The organism is Pseudomonas oplopanacis, assembly GCF_057128725.1.
Genome location: NZ_JBSKHV010000002.1, coordinates 624,305 through 644,331 on the forward strand (window position 1 = coordinate 624,305; position 20,027 = coordinate 644,331).

The window sequence follows — 20,027 nt, forward strand, 5'->3', positions numbered from 1 at the left end:
GGGATAGAAATATGCGCGTTCAAAACACTGCTCGAAACGATGTGGCACCGCTGAATGAACGGTTGACGGTGGTGGTGATTTCCCACAACCGCAACGCCTACCTGCGGCGCACCTTGCAGTATTACAGCAGCTATCCCTGCACGATTCTGGTCCTGGACTCGTCGCTGAAAAGCGACGACGACATCGCCCGTGATTACCCGATGGTCGATTACCGGCACCTGCCGCAATTCACCTACACCGGGTTGCAGGAAAAACTCGCCTATGGCGTGAATCAGGTGACCACGCCGTACATGGTGCTGGCGGCTGACGATGATTTCCTGCTGCACGATGCGATCACCGAGTCGCTGGAATTCCTCGAAGACCATGCCGACTACGGCATGTGCCACGGCTACGGGATCATGTACCTGGCACGCGCCACGGAAGTGAATTACTTCCGCCGCGACCGCAAGGGCCCGGAAGACTATTGCTCGGAGTCGGCCGAAGAACGCCTGACGCAATTCATGGGGCACTTCCTGCCGCCGTTCTACGCGGTCAGCCGTACCGAGTTGCTGCAGGACTGGCACAACGCGCTGCTGCCGGGCACCAGCTTCGAGTGGCAGGAAATCGGCCATGCCTATTACATGCTCGCGCGTGCCAAGGCGCGGATCTTGCCGATCCCGTTCGCCGTGCGGGAAATCCCTTACGGTTCCTCGGAGCACAACACCAACGTGCTGACGGTGTTGACGCTCAAGGACGCGAAAACCGTGGCCGACCGCGAGCGCTTTGCCGAGTTTCTGGCGTCTTTGCCGACCGGCATGGCCCACAAGACGCTGGACGAAGGCAAGCAGGTGGCGCTGGACAGTTTCGCCACCATGGCTGACTGCCTGAATAACATGCGTTCGCTGAAAGGGACGCTGATTTTCACGTCGGCGTGGCTGGAGGCCGGCAAAGAGCCGGTGCGTACGTTTAATACCGAGCAATTTGTCGAGATGCCGTTCTACAACCAACCGGTGTTCGATCTGTTGACTCAATTCGAATTCCTGCTGCACACCATGCCGGCCGGCAAGTTGCAGTTGCAGGAACTGGAAGGCATTTTGCTCAAGCAGCATGAGCTGATGCGCGTGCACCCTAACGACAACGAGCGCACCTTGCGCAGCCGTCTGTGGGAAGCCCTGAGCCTGTACGCCTACAACCGCACGGTGGTTTCACGTCTGGTCGAGTCGTTGAAGGATTCCGATGAGGCCGAAGAAGGCCTCAAGCTGCAAGCCTGGGCCGAGCGCCTGGTGTCGGTGCCGGCACAGGACGAGCAATCGCTGTTCGAGAACATGCCGTCCGGGCGCTTGCTCAACTGGCTGGAGGCGCGCAACCCCGATGCCAAACAGCTCAAGGTGATTGAGGCGCAGCTGCGTAAACGCAATGGCGGCCCGCAGTTCGGCATCATGCTGTTGGACCTCGACGCCGATATGGTCAAGTTGCAGACCACCTTCGACAGCCTGGTCGCGGGTCACTGCAAGGCGTTCAAAGTGGTGGTGTTTACCACCGGTGATTTGCCGGCGACCACTACACCGCGTGACACCGTGCACTTCGTCAAAGTCACCGCGACCAATTACGTCGATCGCATCAACCAGAGCGTTAACCAATCCACCGCCGACTGGCTGGTGCTGGCCGAGGCCGGTGATCAGTTCAGCGCCAGCGGCCTGCTGCGCGCCAGCCTGGAGCTGATGGGCGCCGAAGGCATTCGTGCCGTGGCAATGGACGAACTCCAGCGCCAGGCAAACGGTTCGCTGGCGGATGTGTTCCGTCCCGGCGTCAACCTGGATCTGCTGCAAACCGTGCCGTCGCTGATGGCCCGGCACTGGCTGATCCAGCGTGACGTGTTGGTGAACGCGGGTGGCTACTCGGCTGAATACCTGTCGGCGCTGGAATTCGACCTGTTGCTGCGTCTGATCGAAGACGGTGGCCTGGGTGGCCTGGCGCATCTGGCCGAGCCGCTGCTGATCTGCGACGCATCGTCCGTCGAGGAAAACGCTCACGAACGTCAAACCCTGACCCGTCACCTGACGGCTCGCGGTTATCGCGGTCAGGTCAGCTCCGAATTGCCTCAAACCTGGCAGATCGATTACCAACACGCCGCGCGGCCAAAGGTCTCGATCATTCTGCACAGTCAGGACAATCTGGAGCACTTGCAACGCGCGGTGGTCAGCGTGCTGCAACGTACCCGTTACCAGCAGCATGAAATCCTGATCGCCGATAACCACAGCCAGTCCGAAGAGCTGGCGACCTGGCTGACCAGCCTGGAAGGCAAGGGCGATCGCCTGCGCGTCTTGCGCACCGGTAAACGCTTGAGCACCTCGGCGCTGCATAACTTTGCAGTCAGTGAGGCCAAGGGTGCCTACGTGGTGTTGATGTCGGCCGAAGCCGAAGTGGTCAACTCCAACTGGCTCGACAGCCTGCTCAATCAGGCCCAGCGTCCGGAAGTCGGGATTGTCGGCGGCAAGCTGATGGACTTCCGTGGCGTCACTACGCAAGCCGGCCTGGTGCTTGGCTTGAACGGCGTGATCGGTTCGGTATTCATTGATGAGCGCAAAGATGCCAAGGGCTACATGAACGGTCATCAGGTCGAGCAGAACTACTCGGCGGTGTCCGGCGCTTGCATGATGGTGCGCAAAGACCTTTACGAGGCCGTTGGTGGCTTGGACGAAGAGCATTTCGACGAAGCGTTTGCCGACATCGACCTGTGCTTGAAAGCCGCCGATGCCGGTTACCTGATCGTCTGGTGCCCACAAGCACAGATGCTGCACCCGGGCCTGTTGCCGGATGCACCGCAAACGGCCGCGGCGCTGCAAGACAAGTGGGGCGCGCGCTTCACTCAAGACGCGGCGTACAACCAGAACCTGGCCTTGACCGGCAAGGGCTTTACCCTCGGCGCAGCCTCCAGTGTGAACTGGACGCAGTTGCTCGCTTAAGCCTGGCTGACAGGAAAAAGGATTCAAGGCATGTTTAACGGTAAATCGATTTTCATCTCCGGCGGCACCGGCTCGTTCGGGCGCAATTTCATCCGACGTCTGCTGGAGCAATACCAGCCAAAACGCGTCGTCGTGTTCTCGCGCGATGAGCTCAAGCAGTACGAAATGCAGCAGACGTTCAATGCCCCGTGCATGCGTTACTTTTTGGGTGATGTGCGCGACGCCGAGCGTTTGCGCCAGGCCATGCGCGGCATCGATTACGTGGTGCATGCCGCCGCCCTGAAGCAAGTGCCGGCGGCGGAATACAACCCGACCGAATGCATCCGCACCAACGTCAATGGCGCCGAAAACATCATCGCCGCAGCCATCGACAACGGCGTGAAAAAAGTCGTCGCGCTGTCCACCGACAAGGCCGCCAGTCCGATCAACCTGTACGGCGCGACCAAGTTGCTGTCGGACAAATTGTTCGTGGCCGCCAACAACATTGCCGGCGAGCAGCAGACCCGGTTTGCCGTGGTCCGCTACGGCAACGTTGCCGGTTCGCGGGGGTCGGTGGTGCCGTTCTTCAGCAAGCTGATCAGCGAAGGCGCGACTGAATTGCCGATCACCGATGAACGCATGACGCGTTTCTGGATCACCCTCGATCACGGCGTGCAATTCGTGCTCGACAGCTTTGCGCGCATGCACGGCGGTGAAGTGTTTGTGCCGAAGATTCCGTCGATTCGCATCGTTGATCTGGCGCAGGGCATGGCTGAACACCTGCCGCACAAAAACGTGGGGATTCGCCCAGGCGAAAAGCTCCATGAGTTGATGGTGCCGCTGGACGACGCGCGAATGACCCTGGAGTTCGCCGATCACTACACGATTCAGCCGTCGATCCGCTTCACCAGTGTCGACGTGGATTTTGCCGTGGACAACCTGGGCGAGCAGGGGCGCGCCGTGAGCGAGGACTTCGAGTACCGCTCCGACACCAACCCGCACTTCCTGTCGGTGGGCCAGATCGCTGACCTGCACGCCGAGTTGTCGGCATGATTCCTTACGGTCGGCAAAGCCTCGATCAGACAGACATCGACGCGGTGGTTGCCGTGTTGCAGTCTGACTGGCTCACGCAAGGGCCGACCATCGAGCGTTTCGAACAGGCCATGGCCGAACGTTGCCAGGCCGGTTTCGCGGTGGCGGTGTGCAACGCCACGGCGGCGCTGCACATCGCTTGCCTGGCGGCGGGGCTCGGGCCGGGTGATCGTTTGTGGACCACGCCGAACACCTTTTTGGCCTCGGCCAACTGTGGCCGTTATTGCGGCGCCGAGGTTGATTTCGTCGACATCGATCCACTGACCTGGAACCTCGATGCCTATGCCCTGAAGGCGAAGCTGGAGGCGGCTGAAGACAGCGGCACGCTGCCCAAAGTGCTGGTGGCGGTGGCCTTCTCCGGCCAAAGCTGTGATATGCGCATGATCGCCGAACTGGCCGAGCGCTATGGCTTCACGGTCATCGAAGACGCGTCCCATGCGGTGGGCGCGTCCTACGCCGGTCGGCCGGTGGGCTGTGGCGAATTCGCCGCCATGACGGTGTTCAGCTTCCACCCGGTCAAGATCATCACCAGTGCCGAAGGTGGCATGGTGCTGACCAATCGCCCGCATCTGGCTGAACGCTTGCAGCGTCTGCGCAGCCACGGCATGACCCGCGATCCGCAGCACATGACTGAATCCAGTCACGGCCCGTGGTATTACCAGCAAGTGGAACTGGGCTTCAATTACCGCATCACTGACCTGCAAGCAGCCCTCGGGTTGTCACAGCTGGGTAAACTTGACGGGTTTATCCAACGTCGTCGTGAACTGGTGGCGCGTTATGAGCGGTTGCTGGCGTACTTGCCGCTGACGCTGCCGAGCATTCAGCCCGAGGCCGAATCGGCGTGGCACCTGTACGTGGTGCGCCTGCAAACGGAGCGGATCAGCCTCAGTCATCGACAGGTGTTCGAAGGGTTGCGAGCGGCCGGGGTCGGGGTGAACCTGCACTATATTCCGGTGCATTTGCAGCCGTATTATCGTGACCTGGGATTCTCCGAAGGGGACTTCCCGCAAGCGGAGCGTTACTACGCCGAGGCCATCAGCCTGCCGCTGTTTCCTTTACTGAGCGATGAACAACAGGATTATGTGGTCGAGCAGTTGCGACGGCTGGTCCTTGAGGAGTAGTACCTTGAGCAGCGTTGCGATCATTCCGGCCCGAGGCGGCAGCAAGCGCATCCCCCGCAAGAACCTCAAGCCGTTCGACGGCGTGCCGATGATCGTTCGCTCGATTCGTACGGCGCTGGATTCGGCGCTGTTCGACCAGGTGCTTGTCAGCACCGACGATGAAGAAATTGCCGAGGTTGCCCGGGCGCATGGGGCTCACGTGCCGTTCATGCGTCCGGCGTCGTTGGCGGATGATTTCACCGGCACGGCGGCGGTGGTGGTTCATGCCTTGAATGAACTGCCCGCCGTCGAATTCGCCTGCTGCATCTACGCGACCGCGCCGCTGTTGCAAGCGCGGTATCTGCGCCAGGGGCTGGACCTGCTGGAACGGCATCCGGACAAGTCATTTGCGTTTTCCGTCGCCAGTTTCGGCTTCCCGGTGCAGCGTGCCTTGACCCTCGACGAAGAGGGCGCCCTGACCTCGCTTTACCCGGAGTTTCGCGCGACTCGCTCCCAGGACTTGCCCGAAGCCTTTCAGGACGCCGGCCAGTTCTATTGGGGGCGTCGCGCAGCCTGGTTGCGCGGCGACGTTCTGTTTTCCCCGGCGAGCCTGCCGGTGATCCTGCCGCGGCATCTGGTGCAGGACATCGACACCCTTGAAGACTGGACGCGCGCCGAATACCTTTACGCCGCATTGAAAGCCGGCGGTGAAGTGCAATGAGAGTATTGATTCGTTCCGACGCCTCACCGACCATTGGCAGCGGCCATATCGCGCGCCTGTTGCCACTGGCCAGAACCTTGCGCAAGCAGGGTTCGCACGTGGCGTTCGCCTGTCGTCTGCTGCCGGGGCATCGGCTGGACGCTTTGGCGGGCGAGGGCTTCGAAACGTTTGCGCTGCCCGATCGTTATCCCGATGAAGACCCGCAACAAGCCATCGAATCGATGCTGCCGTGGCAAGCGGACATCGACGCGTTGGCACAGGCGCTGGAAGACCAGCCGGCGTTCGACTGGATCATCGTCGACCACTATGGCCTCGATCATCGCTGGCAGAGCGCGGCCCGGCGCTGGGCGCCCCGGATCGCCGTGGTGGATGACCTCGCGACGCGCACCTACGACGCTGATCTGCTGCTCAATCAGAACCTGTCCGGTACGCCTTCGGCCTACGCCTCGCTGCTGCCACCGGATTGCCAGACCTTGCTCGGCCCGCGTTTTGCGATGCTGCGCGATGAGTTCTGCTGCGCAGCCATCGAGATCAAACCGCAGGCCAAACGGGTGCTGGTGAACTTCGGTGGTTTCGATGCAGCGATGCAGACGCACCATGCGATGTTGGCGATGGTGGATTTCCACAATCTGGACGTCGATTTTGTTGCCGGTGCCGATAATCCGGCCTGGGAACAGATGCAGGCGTTGGTGGCGGATCGTCCAAACTGGCGTTTGCACAGTTTTGTCAGCGACTTCTACCGATTGATGACCGAGGCCGACCTGTTTGTCGGTGCCGGCGGTGGCACCAGTTGGGAGCGGGCGGCGCTGGGGTTGCCGACGATTTGCATTGCCGTGTCGAATAATCAGCAGGCCAATGGCGACGTCATGGCGGCAGCGGGGGCCCATGTCTACCTGGGCCCGCGTGAGCAGGTCAGCGTGGAGCAACTGCGTCAGGCTGTGGGTTTTGTCACGGACAATCAAGGGTTGCGCCAGAGCCTTGCCGAACACTCCCGGCGATTGGTCGATGGCCGCGGTGCGCAGCGCGTGGCGGCTGCATTGGCCGGTGCGGTTTTACAGATACGCCCGGCCACCCTGAACGACTCGACGTTGTTGTTCGAGGGGCGCAATGCCGAAGCCGTACGGCGCTGGTCGCTGGAGACCGGCGTCATTGACCGACAAACCCATCAAAACTGGCTGACCGCCAGCCTGAGCAATGACCAGCGTTTGTTATTGATCGCCGAGGCGGATGACGGTCCAGTGGGGGTGCTGCGTTACGACCGGCGAGGCGTTGAGGCCGAAGTGTCTATTTATCTGTTCGAAGGCCGTTTAGGCTTGGGCTGGGGCAGGGCGCTGCTGGCGCGGGGCGAGGCATTCGTCAGCCGTCATTGGTCACAACTGACCGCCATCACCGCTCAGGTTTTGCCGTCCAACCAGCCGTCACTGAAAGTGTTTCGCGAAGCCGGTTTCACCCAGAGTGCCTGCGCGTTCACGCGCGTATTGAAGGATCACCGCAATGACTAGTTTCAAGATCGGCAACCGCTTGATCGGTGCTGACGCGCCGCCCTTCATCATTGCCGAGATGAGTGGCAACCATAACCAGTCGCTGGACATGGCGCTGCAAATCGTCGAAGCGGCGGCCAAGGCCGGCGCCCATGCCTTGAAGCTGCAAACCTACACGGCCGAGACCATGACCCTGGACCTGTCCGAAGGCGAGTTCTTCATCAAGGACCCCAACAGTCTGTGGGCGGGCACATCGCTGTATGCCTTGTACGAGAAAGCGCATACCCCATGGGAATGGCATGCGCCGATTTTCGCCCGGGCCAAGGAACTGGGGATGCTGGCATTCTCCACGCCGTTCGATGACAGCGCCGTCGACTTCCTCGAAAGCCTAGACGTGCCGGCCTACAAGATCGCCAGTTTCGAAAACACCGACCTGCCGCTGATTCGCCGGGTTGCCGCCACGGGCAAGCCGTTGATTATCTCCACCGGCATGGCCAGCATCGCCGAACTCGATGAAACCGTGCGCGCGGCCCGAGAGGCCGGTTGCCAGGACCTGGTGTTGCTCAAGTGCACCAGCACCTATCCCGCGACCCCGGCCAACAGCAATGTGCGCACGATTCCCCATCTGCGTGAATTGTTCGGTTGCCAGGTCGGTTTGTCTGATCATTCCATGGGTGTCGGGGTGTCCGTGGCCGCGGTGGCGCTGGGGGCGACAGTGGTGGAGAAGCATTTCACCCTCGACCGTGCGGCCGGTGGTGTGGACGCCAGTTTCTCCCTGGAACCGGCGGAACTGGCCAGCCTGGTCGTCGAGACCGAGCGTGCCTGGCAGGCAATGGGCCAGGTGCATTACGGCGTGACTGAAGCCGAGCGCAAATCCCTGGTGTACCGTCGCTCGCTTTATGTCACCCAGGACATGGCCGCCGGTGAGCCCTTCACCACGGCCAATCTGCGCGCCATCCGTCCGGGTCTGGGGCTGGCCCCCAAGCACGCTGAAACCCTTCTGGGCCGCCGCGCCCGCCACGCCATCACGCGTGGAACCCCGCTGGACTGGTCGCTGGTCGAATAACACCTTATCGGTTTGATTCGGCAAAATAGAGTGACCTGTGAGTCATAACGCGCATCTTCACTGTATTGTATTAATCGGGAAGGTGGCGCCTGGCCTGTTTCTGGCCCAGTGATAGCCTTTTATTCTTCCCGCCGTCGCGGCTACGGGGCGACGATTTTCTCTGTTTGTCGGCGCCCTCGAATCCTTGCGAGCGGTGGTATTGGGCTGTTTATTATTGGGAAGCCGTAATGATTGGCATAAAAAGCATTGCGAGCTACGTTCCTGTAGCCGGCATAGACAATTACGCACAAGGTGCAAAATTCGAGAAGGATGAAGAATTCATCCTCGGCAAGATCGGTTCCGCCTTCCTGCCACGCAAAGACGATGCGCAAGAAACTTCGGACCTGTGCGTCGAAGCAGCCAATGCGCTGTTCGCCAACAACCCGGATTTGAAACGTGAAGCGGTCGATGTGCTGATCGTGGTCACCCAGAACGGTGACGAAGAAGGCCTGCCACACACCGCCGCCATCGTTCAGGACAAGCTCGGCCTGCCCACCACCGTGGCCGCGTTCGATATTTCCCTGGGCTGCTCCGGCTACGTCTACGGCATCTACGCGATCAAGGGCTTCATGGAAGCCGCCGGCCTGAAGAATGGCCTGCTGATCACCGCTGATCCGTATTCGAAGATCGTCGACCCGGAAGACCGCAACACCACCATGCTGTTCGGCGATGCCGCCACCGCGACCTGGATGGGCGAAAACGCTCCGTGGCAGTTGGGCAAGGCCAAGTTCGGCACTGACGGTTCCGGTGCGCCACACCTGAAAGTCACCGATGGTGTGTTCTTCATGAACGGTCGTCAGGTGTTCAACTTTGCGTTGCTCAAAGTCCCGGCGCATTTGCATGAACTGCTGGCCGATTCGCAACTGACCGCTGACGATGTCGATGCCTTCTGCATTCACCAGGGCAGTGCGGCGATTGTCGATGCGGTGGCACGCCGTTTCGAAGGCGAGCCGGAGAAGTTCCTCAAGGACATGGTCGAGACTGGCAACACCGTGTCGTCGAGCATTCCGTTGCTGCTGGAAAAACACGTACTGGACTCCACCTGGAAGCGCGTAGCGCTGAGTGGTTTCGGCGTTGGCTTGTCGTGGGGTTCGGCGATCATCTATCGCCCTTGACGGCGACGCGTCAGTCAAAGAAAGCCAGACACAAAAAAAGCGCTCAAGGTGTAATCTTGAGCGCTATTTTTTTGCCCGGACAATTAGCGAGGCGGCATGAGCGAGTTCTTTGAGCACAACGTCGATGTCATCCAGCAACGCTGGCCGGCATTGGCTGTGCGCTTGCTGGTGGAAGACACGAGCCTGTTGCAGGCGGATCTGGTGGAAGGCCTGGGCTCGACGTTGAGCATCAACGGCATTCAATTGACCAGTCGCCATGATCGCAGCCGCGAGGCAAGGGTTCAGGCTGACAGTTTGCCGCTCGACAGCCCGGTGCTGCATGTGTACGGCACGGGGCTTGGCGATCTGCAATCGGCGTTGCTTGAGCGCGCCGGGCTTGAGCGCTTGTACGTGCACATCCTCAACGGTGCGGTGTTCAACCTGGTGCTGCAATTGCTCGATCAGCAGCCGTGGCTCAGCGATCCACGAGTCGAGTTGCTGTATGCCGGTGATCTTGCGGAAATCAGACTGCCGTTTTTTGCCTTGCCGTCTGAGCTGGTCCTGGCAGATGACTTCAGCGCGAAGATTCGTGATCGCCTGATCAGCGAAACTCACCTGGCCTTCAACAACCGCGAGTTCGACCCGCAGTCGCCTGAGATCATCGAGCGCTTGCAGGCTTGTCTGTCACTGGTGCAAACCGATCCTGACGTGGCCGAATTGTTTGGTACTCGTCCCGGCCAGGAGGTGTTTGTGATTGCCACCGGCCCGAGCCTGGAACAGCATTTCGAGACCTTGCGCGCAATTCGCAGCCAGGCTGAGCGGCCGTTGTTCATCTGCGTCGACACCGCTTTTCGCCCGTTGCTCAAGCATGGCATCCGTCCCGATGTGGTGGTCAGCATCGACCAGCGCATTTCGGCCCGGCACTTGCCGCCGGAGGACACGGCCGACATCACGTTGGTGTACATGCCCATGCTCGACCCGCTGGTGCTTGAAGCCTGGCAGGGGACGCGTCATGGCAGTTACTCAGCCAGTCCGATCTACCAGTCGTTGCGTGCGCAATTGCCCAGGGGCGAGTTGTATGTGGGCGGTAGCGTAATTCATCCGGCAACCGACCTGGCGGTGAAGATGGGCGCGACGCAGATTACCCTGTTCGGTGCCGATTTCGCTTTCCCCGGCGACAAGACCCACGCTGGCTGGAACGATGGTGACCTGGGACCGCAACTGGGCGCCGCCAAACACTGGGTGCTGGATGGTCACGGGCAGCGCATCAAGACTCAGCTCAATTTCCGCAGCTATCTGTGTGAGCTGGAGCGGTTCATCGCTGGCCATCCGCAGGTGCGCTTCTATAACAGCAGCCGGGCAGGGGCGATGATCGCCGGGACCGTTTTTCATCCGGAGCTTGCCTCATGAGCACTCGTGAAACTTTTATTGTCGAGGCGCAGCGGTGCGCCACCTTGTTCCGCCTGGGGCGTGATGTTGAAGCCGGGCTGGCGATGACCGAGCTGGTCGGTGCCATTCACCCGACGTTCGATTCACAGGCACAGGATGTTCAGCAGCAGTGGACGTTTGTCCTTGGACAGATGCTGGCGTGCCAGGAGGCGCAGAACTGGCTGGCGCTGGCGGATTATCTGGAATACGAACTGGTCGAGTTGCTGACCGACAGCCTGTCCTTTTAAGCAATTTCCCCTCTGTCGGTGCAGGCGAGCTCTCGCCAATCCCGTCGCCGACAGATCCCTGACGTCATTTTTTCGCTACCGCATCGCCGCCAACCCCTTGATTTCCGGGGGGTGGCAACGTGATGGCAAATATTTTTGAAAATCCCCTAAAGCAAGTTGCATTGGCGACGATAACTATTACGAAGGTTCTCTAGGCCATACCCGGCGGTTGCCAGGGCCGGAAGCCGCAGTACCCAACCAACGAGGAATTCGTCATGGCTTTAACAGTAAACACCAACGTTACATCGTTGAACGTTCAGAAAAACCTGAACCGCGCTTCCGACGCTCTGTCGACTTCGATGTCTCGTCTGTCTTCCGGCCTGAAAATCAACAGCGCTAAAGACGACGCCGCCGGCCTGCAGATCTCCACTCGTATGACCTCGCAAATCCGCGGTCAGACCATGGCTATCAAAAACGCCAACGACGGTATCTCGATTGCTCAGACCGCTGAAGGCGCGATGCAGGAATCGACCAACATTCTGCAGCGTATGCGTGAACTGGCTGTTCAGTCCCGAAACGACTCGAACGGTACTCAAGACCGTATCGCCCTGAACAAAGAATTCGCGGCAATGTCGGACGAGCTGACTCGTATCGCCAACTCCACCAACCTGAACGGCAAGAACCTGATGGACGGTACCGCTGGTACCATGACCTTCCAGGTTGGTTCCAACACCGGTTCGGCTAACCAGATCACTCTGACCCTGGCTTCCGGCTTCGGCGCTGCAACCCTGTCCGTTGACTCCGCTACCCTGCAGATCACTGGTAACAGCTCGGCTACCGCTCAGGCTTCGTTCTCCGCTGCTCTGACCCGAATCGACGCCGCTCTGCAAACCATCAACAGCGCGCGTGCTGACCTCGGTGCTGCACAAAACCGTCTGACCAGCACCATCTCCAACCTGCAAAACATCAACGAAAACGCCAGTGCTGCACTGGGTCGCGTACAAGATACCGACTTCGCTGCTGAAACTGCACAGCTGACCAAGCAACAAACTCTGCAACAAGCTTCCACCGCAGTTCTGGCTCAGGCCAACCAACTGCCATCCGCTGTACTGAAACTGCTTCAGTAATAGCTGATTGAGTTTTGGCGAGGGGTGTGCGCTGGTCGTGCCCTCTCGCTTTTTTACTTTTAGAGGTGATGGACATGGATATGAGCGTGAAGCTGAACTTGTCTTATCCGGCGGCCAAGCACGCGACCCCGGTTGTCGACAAGGCTGCGGAAAAGCCTCGAGCGGAGCCCGCGAAAGTGGTCGACGTCAAGGAAGCACGCAAGACTGCCGAAACTGAACAGGACAAGCTGAAAATGGCCGTCCAGGAAATTGAAAAATTCGTTCAGTCGGTCAAGCGTAACCTGGAGTTCTCGATTGATGAGCCTTCAGGACAAGTCGTCGTAAAAGTCATTGCCAGTGAGTCGGGTGAGGTGGTTCGCCAGATCCCCAACGAAGAAGTCTTGAAACTGGCCAATAGTTTGAATGATGCAAGCAGCTTGTTGTTCAGCGCGAAAGCCTGACAGCTGGCACGAATTTTGTTGCTATGTTCTTTTGGGCGTTGTAGTGGTCAAAAGACCGGCGACACACTGAAGGGAGTTCCACATGGCAAGTCCAATTTTACCGGGCACGGGTTTAGGTTCAGGCCTTGATACCGGTGCTATCGTCAAAGCCTTGGTCAACGCTGACAAAGCGGCCAAACAAGGTCAGATCGACCGTGGGACCACGACCAACACGGCGAGCATCTCCGGGATTGGTACGCTGAAGTCGCTGCTGGCCACGTTCCAGAAAGCACTCACCGATCTGGGCAGCACGACCACTCCTCAGTTCACGGGTTATTCGGCAACGTCCTCCGACCCCAAAGTACTGACCTCTACGTCCAGCAACACCGCTGTTGCCGGCAATTACGTGGTCAAAGTCACCAGCCTTGCCACCTCGTCGAAAGTTGCCTCCGCGGCCTTTGCCGGCGGCGCGACCAGTCCGATCACGGCAGGCACGCTGACCATCACCCAGAACGGCACCAGCTACCCGGTGACCGTCGGTGCGGGCGCCACGCTGCAATCGGTGCGTGACTCGATCAACAGCCAGTACCAGGCCAGTGGCCTTAGCGCCAACATCGTGACCGACAGCTTCGGTTCGCGCCTGGTGTTGGGTTCGACCACGACCGGTGCAGGTTCCGATATCTCCGCCACCGGTATCCCTGAGCTGACTATCGACGGCACAGCCCCAATGGCCGGCACACCGACCGCAACCTCTTCGGGTGCGATTGGCGGCCTGGCTGCGGATGCGGTGTTCTCGGTGGATGGCCTGGCGATGACCAGCAAGTCCAACACCATCGACAAGTCGATCTCCGGCCTGAGCCTGGTTCTGACTGGCGCCGGTACATCGACCGTTAACGTTGCGACCAACAACGATGGCCTGAAAGCATCGATCCAGAAGTTCGTCGACGCCTACAACGCTGTTGCCAACGCAGTGACGTCCTTGACCAAGCCGTCCCTGGACGACGATGGCAAGCCGACCGTACCGGCTGCGCTGACCGGTGACCCGTTGCCACGTTCGCTGCTGGCCGCCATTCGTGCTCCGTTGTCGCAGACCGGTGCCGGTGACAAGCTGACCGTGCTCTCGCAATTGGGGATCACCACGGACCAGAAGACCGGTGCGCTGAACTTCGACGGTACCAAGTTCACCGCTGCGATGAACGACAAGAAGCTCGGTGGCGAAGTCCAGACCCTGTTCACCGGCACCAACGGTCTGCTCGATCGCATGAACAATGTGATCAAGCCATACACCGACACCGGTGGCATTCTCGACACTCGCACCACCAACCTGAATGTGACCAAAACCAAGCTGACGGCTGATCAGGCTGCCTTGGATCGTCGGGTCGAAACACTGACCGCAGTACTGACCAAAAAGTACAACGACATGGATACCCTCGTCGGTAAGTTGAAGGCAACCGCCAGCAACATCACCGGGATGTTCGAGGCCATGGCCGCGCAGCAGAAGAACTCGTAACACGCATAACGCCAAAAGCCCGGCAGCGTTTTCAAGCGCTCCGGGCTTTTTGCATTTGAATCTAAAGTTTTTTGACGCGTCGTCGATACACTGGTTAGACGAACTACAGAATTTTGATGAGGTACAACATGAATCCAATGTTAGCCCTTCGCCAATACCAGAAGATTGGCGCTCAAGCGCAAACTTCCGAAGCCAGCCCTCATCGACTGGTACAGATGCTGATGGAAGGTGGCCTGGACCGTATTGCCCAGGCCAAAGGCGCCATGGAGCGCAAAGACATTCCGAACAAGGGTGTTTTGATTGGCAAGGCCATCGGCATCATCGGTGGTTTGCGTGAAGGTCTGGACCTTGAGAACTCCATCGAAACCGTCGGTGAGCTGGACAACCTTTACGCCTACATGATGAAGCGTCTGGCTGAAGCCAACATCAAGACCGACCCGAAGATTCTCGACGAAGTCGCTGATTTGCTTCGTACTGTCAAAGACGGTTGGGATGGTATTGCCGCACCGGGTCCGCAGTTTTAAGGAGATCACCATGAGTCTTGTATTGCAGCGAATCGAACACACCCGCGAAGCCCTGGTCGGTGCATTGGCCGAGCGCAATTGGGAAGCCATCGGTGAGTTGGACCTGGCGTGCCGATCCTGCATGGAAGACGTTTTGAGTGAGGCTTCGGTGGATGAGGCCGCGTTGCGCGACAACCTTGAGGAGTTGCTGGGGGTGTACAAGCAGCTGCTTGAGGCCGCGACGGGGGAGAGGCAAGCGATAGTCGACGAGATGTCGCAGATCCATCAAGCACAGAACGCGGCAAAGGTTTACCATCTGTTTGGTTAATTAATCCTCGGTTAATCCAAACATAGTGCGCCATAAATTTGACTGTGCACGGTTTTTTGACTTAACTAGTGGCTGGTTCCAGATTTCAGGCGAGTACAGGCAGAATGTGTCTGCAAGCGTCTAGCTTGCCCCATCATTTTTGGGCATTGAGTTGACTAGGGAAGTTGCTATTGCATGTGGCGTGAAACCAAAATTCTGCTGATTGATGACGATAGCGTCCGCCGCCGCGACCTGGCGGTGATTTTAAATTTTCTCGGTGAAGAAAATTTACCCTGCGGAAGCCATGACTGGCAGCAGGCTGTCGGCTCTTTGTCATCAAGTCGTGAAGTGATCTGTGTCCTGATCGGGACGGTCAATGCTCCTGGCGCACTTACGGGCTTGTTAAAGACACTCGCAACCTGGGATGAGTTCCTTCCGGTTTTGTTAATGGGCGATAATTCTTCCGTTGACCTGCCAGAAGACCAGCGTCGCCGAGTGCTTTCGACCCTCGAAATGCCGCCCAGCTACAGCAAGTTGCTCGACTCCCTGCACCGTGCCCAGGTCTATCGCGAGATGTACGACCAGGCCCGTGAGCGCGGTCGTCACCGTGAACCCAATCTGTTCCGCAGTCTTGTCGGCACCAGCCGGGCGATTCAACACGTCCGTCAGATGATGCAGCAAGTGGCCGACACCGACGCCAGCGTGCTGATCCTCGGTGAGTCCGGCACTGGCAAGGAAGTGGTTGCGCGCAACTTGCACTACCACTCCAAGCGTCGTGACGCGCCCTTCGTGCCGGTCAACTGTGGGGCGATCCCGGCCGAGTTGCTGGAAAGCGAATTGTTCGGCCACGAGAAGGGCGCCTTTACCGGGGCGATCACCAGCCGTGCCGGACGTTTCGAACTGGCCAACGGCGGCACATTGTTCCTCGATGAAATCGGCGACATGCCGCTGCCGATGCAGGTCAAGTTGCTGCGCGTGCTGCAGGAGCGCACCTTCGAGCGCGTGGGCAGCAACAAGACCCAAAGCGTCGACGTGCGCATCATTGCCGCGACCCACAAGAACCTCGAAAGCATGATCGAGATCGGCACCTTCCGCGAAGACTTGTACTACCGCCTGAACGTGTTCCCGATCGAGATGGCGCCACTGCGCGAGCGCGTCGAAGACATCCCGTTGCTGATGAACGAATTGATCTCACGCATGGAGCACGAGAAGCGCGGTTCGATCCGTTTCAACTCGGCAGCGATCATGTCGCTGTGCCGTCACGGCTGGCCGGGCAACGTTCGCGAGCTCGCCAACCTGGTGGAGCGCATGGCGATCATGCACCCGTACGGGGTGATCGGCGTGGTCGAGTTGCCGAAGAAATTCCGCTATGTCGACGACGAAGACGAGCAACTGGTCGACAGCCTGCGCAGCGATCTGGAAGAACGGGTGGCCATCAACGGTCACACCCCGGACTTCACCGCCAACGCCATGCTGCCGCCCGAAGGCCTGGACCTGAAGGACTACCTCGGTGGTCTGGAGCAGGGCCTGATTCAGCAGGCGCTGGATGATGCCAATGGCATCGTCGCACGCGCAGCTGAACGCCTGCGGATTCGTCGCACCACGCTGGTGGAAAAGATGCGCAAGTACGGCATGAGCCGTCGCGATGGAGACGAACAGGCGGATGATTGACGCCTGTTTTTCAAGTCCTTCATTTTTGGGCGGTTTTTTTTAGGCACGGGTATTGCTACGTCCCTCGCAACGTTCCGTTTAACTGACGGTCAGCCAAGCGAGAGAGCACGATGCCCCAAGCCGCCCAGATGTCTCCTGTCCCTGACGCTTCGGGACAACCGTCGTCCGTAGAGCAGGCAAGCCGGCTTGGCCTTGAGCAGGCGTTTGCGCTGTTCAGCCAGATGTCCAGTCAACTGACCGATTCCTACAGCATGCTTGAAGCCCGGGTCACCGAGCTCAAGGGCGAGTTGGCCGTGGTCAGTGCCCAGCGCATGCAAGAGCTGGCGGAAAAAGAACGCCTGGCCAATCGTCTGCAAAATCTCCTCGACCTGTTGCCTGGCGGCGTTATCGTCATCGATGCCCAAGGCATCGTGCGCGAAGCCAATCCGGCAGCGTGTGAGTTGCTCGGACTGCCGCTCGAAGGCGAACTCTGGCGTCACGTCATCGCTCGTTGCTTTGCGCCTCGCAAGGACGACGGTCATGAAATCTCGCTCAAGGACGGTCGACGCCTGTCGATCGCCACTCGCTCGCTGGATGCCGAACCGGGTCAGTTGGTGCTGCTCAACGACCTGACTGAAACCCGCCATCTGCAAGACCAATTGGCCCGTCACGAACGCTTGTCTTCCCTGGGTCGAATGGTCGCCTCGCTGGCGCATCAGATTCGCACGCCGTTGTCGGCCGCTTTGCTATACGCCAGTCACTTGACCGAGCAGGAACTCCCGGTCGCCACGCAACAGCGTTTTGCCGGTCGCCTGAAAGAGCGCCTGCATGAGCTGGAGCATCAGGTTCGCGACATGCTGGTGTTCGCTCGCGGCGAGCTGCCGCTGACCGATCGCGTCACGCCCAAACAGCTGATGCAATCACTGCAAGCGGCGGCGCTGACCCATGTTCAGGACTTGCCAGTGCGTTGGCAGTGCGACAGTCATGCCGGCGAGTTGCTGTGCAATCGCGACACGCTGATCGGGGCAATTCTCAACCTGATCGAGAATGCGATTCAGGCGAGTGCCGGTGATGTTCGTTTGAAAGTTCACCTGTACACCCGCGGACAGAATCTGCATGTGTGCGTCAGCGATAGCGGAAGTGGTATCGACAGCGCGGTGCTGGCGCGTCTGGGTGAGCCGTTTTTCACCACCAAGACCACCGGCACCGGCCTGGGCCTGACCGTGGTCAAGGCAGTGGCCCGTGCGCATCAGGGCGAATTGCAACTGCGCTCGCGGCCGGGTCGTGGCACCTGTGCGCAGGTGGTCCTGCCGCTTTTTTCGGGTGACAAACCCGGCGCTCAGGGAGCGGAATGAAAGGCATGGCAATCAAGGTTCTACTGGTTGAGGATGACCGCGCGCTACGTGAGGCACTGGCCGATACGCTGATGCTGGCGGGGCACGATTTCAAGGCGGTCGGTTCGGCCGAGGACGCGCTGGCGGCAGTCGCCGTCGAGGCGTTCAATCTGGTGATCAGTGACGTCAATATGCCGGGCATGGACGGGCACCAGTTGCTTGGCTTGTTGCGGGCGCGGCAGCCGCAATTGCCGGTATTGCTGATGACCGCCCACGGCGCCGTCGAGCGCGCAGTCGATGCGATGCGCCAGGGTGCAGCGGATTACCTGGTCAAGCCGTTCGAGCCCAAGGCCTTGCTGGATCTGGTCGCGCGTCATGCGTTGGGCAATCTCGGTACGGCCGAGGGCGAAGGTCCGGTTGCGTTCGAACCGGCCAGTGCACAATTGCTGGAGTTGGCCGCCCGAGTGGCGCGCAGCGATTCCACGGTATTGATCTCGGGCGAGTCCGGCACCGGTAAAGAAGTGTTGGCCCGCTACATTCACCAGCATTCCCATCGGGCCAGTCAGCCGTTTATTGCGATCAACTGCGCCGCGATTCCCGACAACATGCTCGAAGCCACGTTGTTCGGCCACGAAAAAGGTTCTTTCACCGGCGCCATCGCTGCGCAGGCCGGCAAGTTCGAGCAAGCCGACGGCGGTACGATTCTGCTCGATGAAATCTCCGAAATGCCCCTCGGGCTGCAGGCCAAGTTGCTGCGGGTTTTGCAGGAGCGTGAAGTCGAGCGCGTTGGCGCACGCAAAACCATCACCTTGGACATTCGGGTCGTCGCCACGACCAACCGTGATCTGGCCGGTGAAGTGGCGGCGGGGCGTTTTCGTGAAGACCTCTACTATCGACTGTCGGTGTTTCCGCTGGCCTGGCGTCCGCTGCGCGAGCGCACCGCCGACATCCTGCCGCTGGCCGAGCGACTGCTGGCCAAACACGTCAATAAAATGAAGCACGCAGCGGCGAAGCTGTCGCCCGAGGCGCAGGCGTGCCTGATCGGTTATCCATGGCCGGGCAACGTGCGTGAGCTGGACAACGCGATCCAGCGTGCGTTGATTCTGCAGCAGGGTGGTTTGATCCAGCCGCAGGATTTCTGCCTGTCCGGGCCGGTGGCCTGTGCGCCGTTGCCGACGTTGGCAGCCGCACCGTTGCGAGCGGTCGAGGTGGATGCCGAATCGGCTGGCGCATTGGGCGATGACCTGCGGCGCCGAGAGTTCCAGATGATCATCGACACCTTGCGCTCCGAGCGTGGTCGTCGCAAAGAGGCTGCCGAACGCCTGGGCATCAGCCCGCGCACCTTGCGCTACAAGCTGGCGCAGATGCGTGATGCCGGCATGGACGTCGAAGCGTACCTGTTCGCTACCTGAAAATTGACACTCGCAACATCAATCCAAAACTGTGGGAGCGAGCCTGCTCGCGAAGAGGGAGTGTCAGTCGACATCTGTGTGTCTGTCACATCGCCTTCGCGAGCAGGCTCGCTCCCACATGGGTTTTGCGGTGAGTCAGGGTTCAGGCGAAGCGAGAAGGGCTTTTGTGTAGGGCAATCGCGGAGCTGGCACCCTTGTTGCTAACACCTCAGTACCCGCCGAGTGAGTGTCAAAAAATTGCGGGTCGCCAACGAGAGTAGATCATGAGCCAAGGTATTGAATTTAATCGGTTGATGCTGGATATGCGTTCCATGCAAATGGATGCCATGTCTGCGCCGAAATCGACTGCCGCAGTCCCTGAATTGGGTGGCAGCAGCTTTTCCGACATGCTCGGTCAAGCCGTCAATAAAGTGAACGACACTCAGCAGGCGTCCAATCAGTTGGCCAGTGCCTTCGAGATCGGCAAAAGCGGCGTCGACCTGACGGACGTGATGATTTCCTCACAGAAGGCCAGCGTGTCTTTCCAGGCGTTGACGCAAGTGCGCAACAAACTGGTTCAGGCTTACCAAGACATCATGCAGATGCCGGTTTAA

The 20,027-nt window shown here is 59.6% G+C and carries 18 protein-coding genes; all 18 read left to right on the forward strand.

Annotated elements, in window-relative coordinates; all coding sequences use genetic code 11:
• The first annotated feature begins 11 nt into the window (after positions 1-11).
• The 18 genes from ACWKV5_RS07220 (at position 12) to fliE (ending at position 20,027) form a co-directional block, all read left to right on the forward strand.
• The gene (locus ACWKV5_RS07220) at positions 12-2,945 is read left to right on the forward strand and encodes a TIGR00180 family glycosyltransferase (RefSeq protein ID WP_483840744.1); all 2,934 of its coding nucleotides are present in this window, start codon (positions 12-14) and stop codon (positions 2,943-2,945) included.
• Between the two features lie 30 nt (positions 2,946-2,975).
• A complete protein-coding gene (gene pseB / locus ACWKV5_RS07225; RefSeq protein ID WP_483840745.1) occupies positions 2,976-3,977 on the forward strand; it encodes a UDP-N-acetylglucosamine 4,6-dehydratase (inverting) in 1,002 nt (333 codons plus the stop codon).
• Positions 3,974-5,137, forward strand: a complete 1,164-nt coding sequence (gene pseC / locus ACWKV5_RS07230) for a UDP-4-amino-4,6-dideoxy-N-acetyl-beta-L-altrosamine transaminase (RefSeq protein ID WP_483840746.1) — start codon at positions 3,974-3,976, stop codon at positions 5,135-5,137. Before pseB ends, pseC begins: the two co-directional genes overlap by 4 nt.
• Before the next feature lie 4 nt (positions 5,138-5,141).
• Positions 5,142-5,837, forward strand: coding sequence for a pseudaminic acid cytidylyltransferase (gene pseF, locus ACWKV5_RS07235; protein ID WP_483840747.1), 696 nt, complete (start codon positions 5,142-5,144; stop codon positions 5,835-5,837).
• Positions 5,834-7,339 (forward strand): UDP-2,4-diacetamido-2,4,6-trideoxy-beta-L-altropyranose hydrolase, encoded by a 1,506-nt coding sequence (pseG, locus tag ACWKV5_RS07240; RefSeq protein WP_483840748.1) that lies wholly within the window; start codon positions 5,834-5,836, stop codon positions 7,337-7,339. Before pseF ends, pseG begins: the two co-directional genes overlap by 4 nt.
• Positions 7,332-8,384 carry a pseudaminic acid synthase gene (gene pseI / locus ACWKV5_RS07245; protein WP_483840749.1) on the forward strand — a complete coding sequence of 351 codons (1,053 nt, stop codon included), beginning with the start codon at positions 7,332-7,334 and terminating at the stop codon, positions 8,382-8,384. The genes pseG and pseI overlap by 8 nt, the downstream gene beginning before the upstream one ends.
• 227 nt (positions 8,385-8,611) lie before the next feature.
• Positions 8,612-9,538: a ketoacyl-ACP synthase III gene (locus ACWKV5_RS07250; RefSeq protein ID WP_483840750.1), complete on the forward strand. Its 927-nt coding sequence runs from the start codon at positions 8,612-8,614 to the stop codon at positions 9,536-9,538.
• A gap of 96 nt (positions 9,539-9,634) precedes the next feature.
• Positions 9,635-10,927 (forward strand): motility associated factor glycosyltransferase family protein, encoded by a 1,293-nt coding sequence (locus ACWKV5_RS07255; protein ID WP_483840751.1) that lies wholly within the window; start codon positions 9,635-9,637, stop codon positions 10,925-10,927.
• Entirely contained in the window at positions 10,924-11,193 is a 270-nt protein-coding gene (locus ACWKV5_RS07260; protein WP_483840752.1) for a hypothetical protein, read from the forward strand. The genes ACWKV5_RS07255 and ACWKV5_RS07260 overlap by 4 nt, the downstream gene beginning before the upstream one ends.
• A gap of 254 nt (positions 11,194-11,447) precedes the next feature.
• Complete coding sequence (locus ACWKV5_RS07265) at positions 11,448-12,299, forward strand: flagellin domain-containing protein (RefSeq protein WP_483840753.1); 852 nt, start codon at positions 11,448-11,450, stop codon at positions 12,297-12,299.
• 74 nt (positions 12,300-12,373) lie between these two features.
• Positions 12,374-12,739, forward strand: a complete 366-nt coding sequence (locus ACWKV5_RS07270) for a flagellar protein FlaG (protein ID WP_483840754.1) — start codon at positions 12,374-12,376, stop codon at positions 12,737-12,739.
• An 82-nt stretch (positions 12,740-12,821) separates the two neighbouring features.
• A complete protein-coding gene (gene fliD / locus ACWKV5_RS07275) occupies positions 12,822-14,228 on the forward strand; it encodes a flagellar filament capping protein FliD (RefSeq protein ID WP_483840755.1) in 1,407 nt (468 codons plus the stop codon).
• A gap of 128 nt (positions 14,229-14,356) precedes the next feature.
• Positions 14,357-14,752: a flagellar export chaperone FliS gene (gene fliS, locus ACWKV5_RS07280; protein WP_027922350.1), complete on the forward strand. Its 396-nt coding sequence runs from the start codon at positions 14,357-14,359 to the stop codon at positions 14,750-14,752.
• A 10-nt stretch (positions 14,753-14,762) separates the two neighbouring features.
• On the forward strand, positions 14,763-15,059 hold the full coding sequence (gene fliT / locus ACWKV5_RS07285; protein WP_046032823.1) for a flagellar protein FliT: 297 nt from the start codon (positions 14,763-14,765) through the stop codon (positions 15,057-15,059).
• A gap of 174 nt (positions 15,060-15,233) precedes the next feature.
• Positions 15,234-16,709 carry a sigma-54 dependent transcriptional regulator gene (locus ACWKV5_RS07290; protein ID WP_123434034.1) on the forward strand — a complete coding sequence of 492 codons (1,476 nt, stop codon included), beginning with the start codon at positions 15,234-15,236 and terminating at the stop codon, positions 16,707-16,709.
• A gap of 128 nt (positions 16,710-16,837) precedes the next feature.
• A complete protein-coding gene (locus ACWKV5_RS07295; RefSeq protein ID WP_483840851.1) occupies positions 16,838-18,043 on the forward strand; it encodes a sensor histidine kinase in 1,206 nt (401 codons plus the stop codon).
• 5 nt (positions 18,044-18,048) lie between these two features.
• Entirely contained in the window at positions 18,049-19,434 is a 1,386-nt protein-coding gene (locus ACWKV5_RS07300) for a sigma-54-dependent transcriptional regulator (protein ID WP_483840852.1), read from the forward strand.
• A gap of 263 nt (positions 19,435-19,697) precedes the next feature.
• A complete protein-coding gene (gene fliE, locus ACWKV5_RS07305) occupies positions 19,698-20,027 on the forward strand; it encodes a flagellar hook-basal body complex protein FliE (protein ID WP_008072611.1) in 330 nt (109 codons plus the stop codon).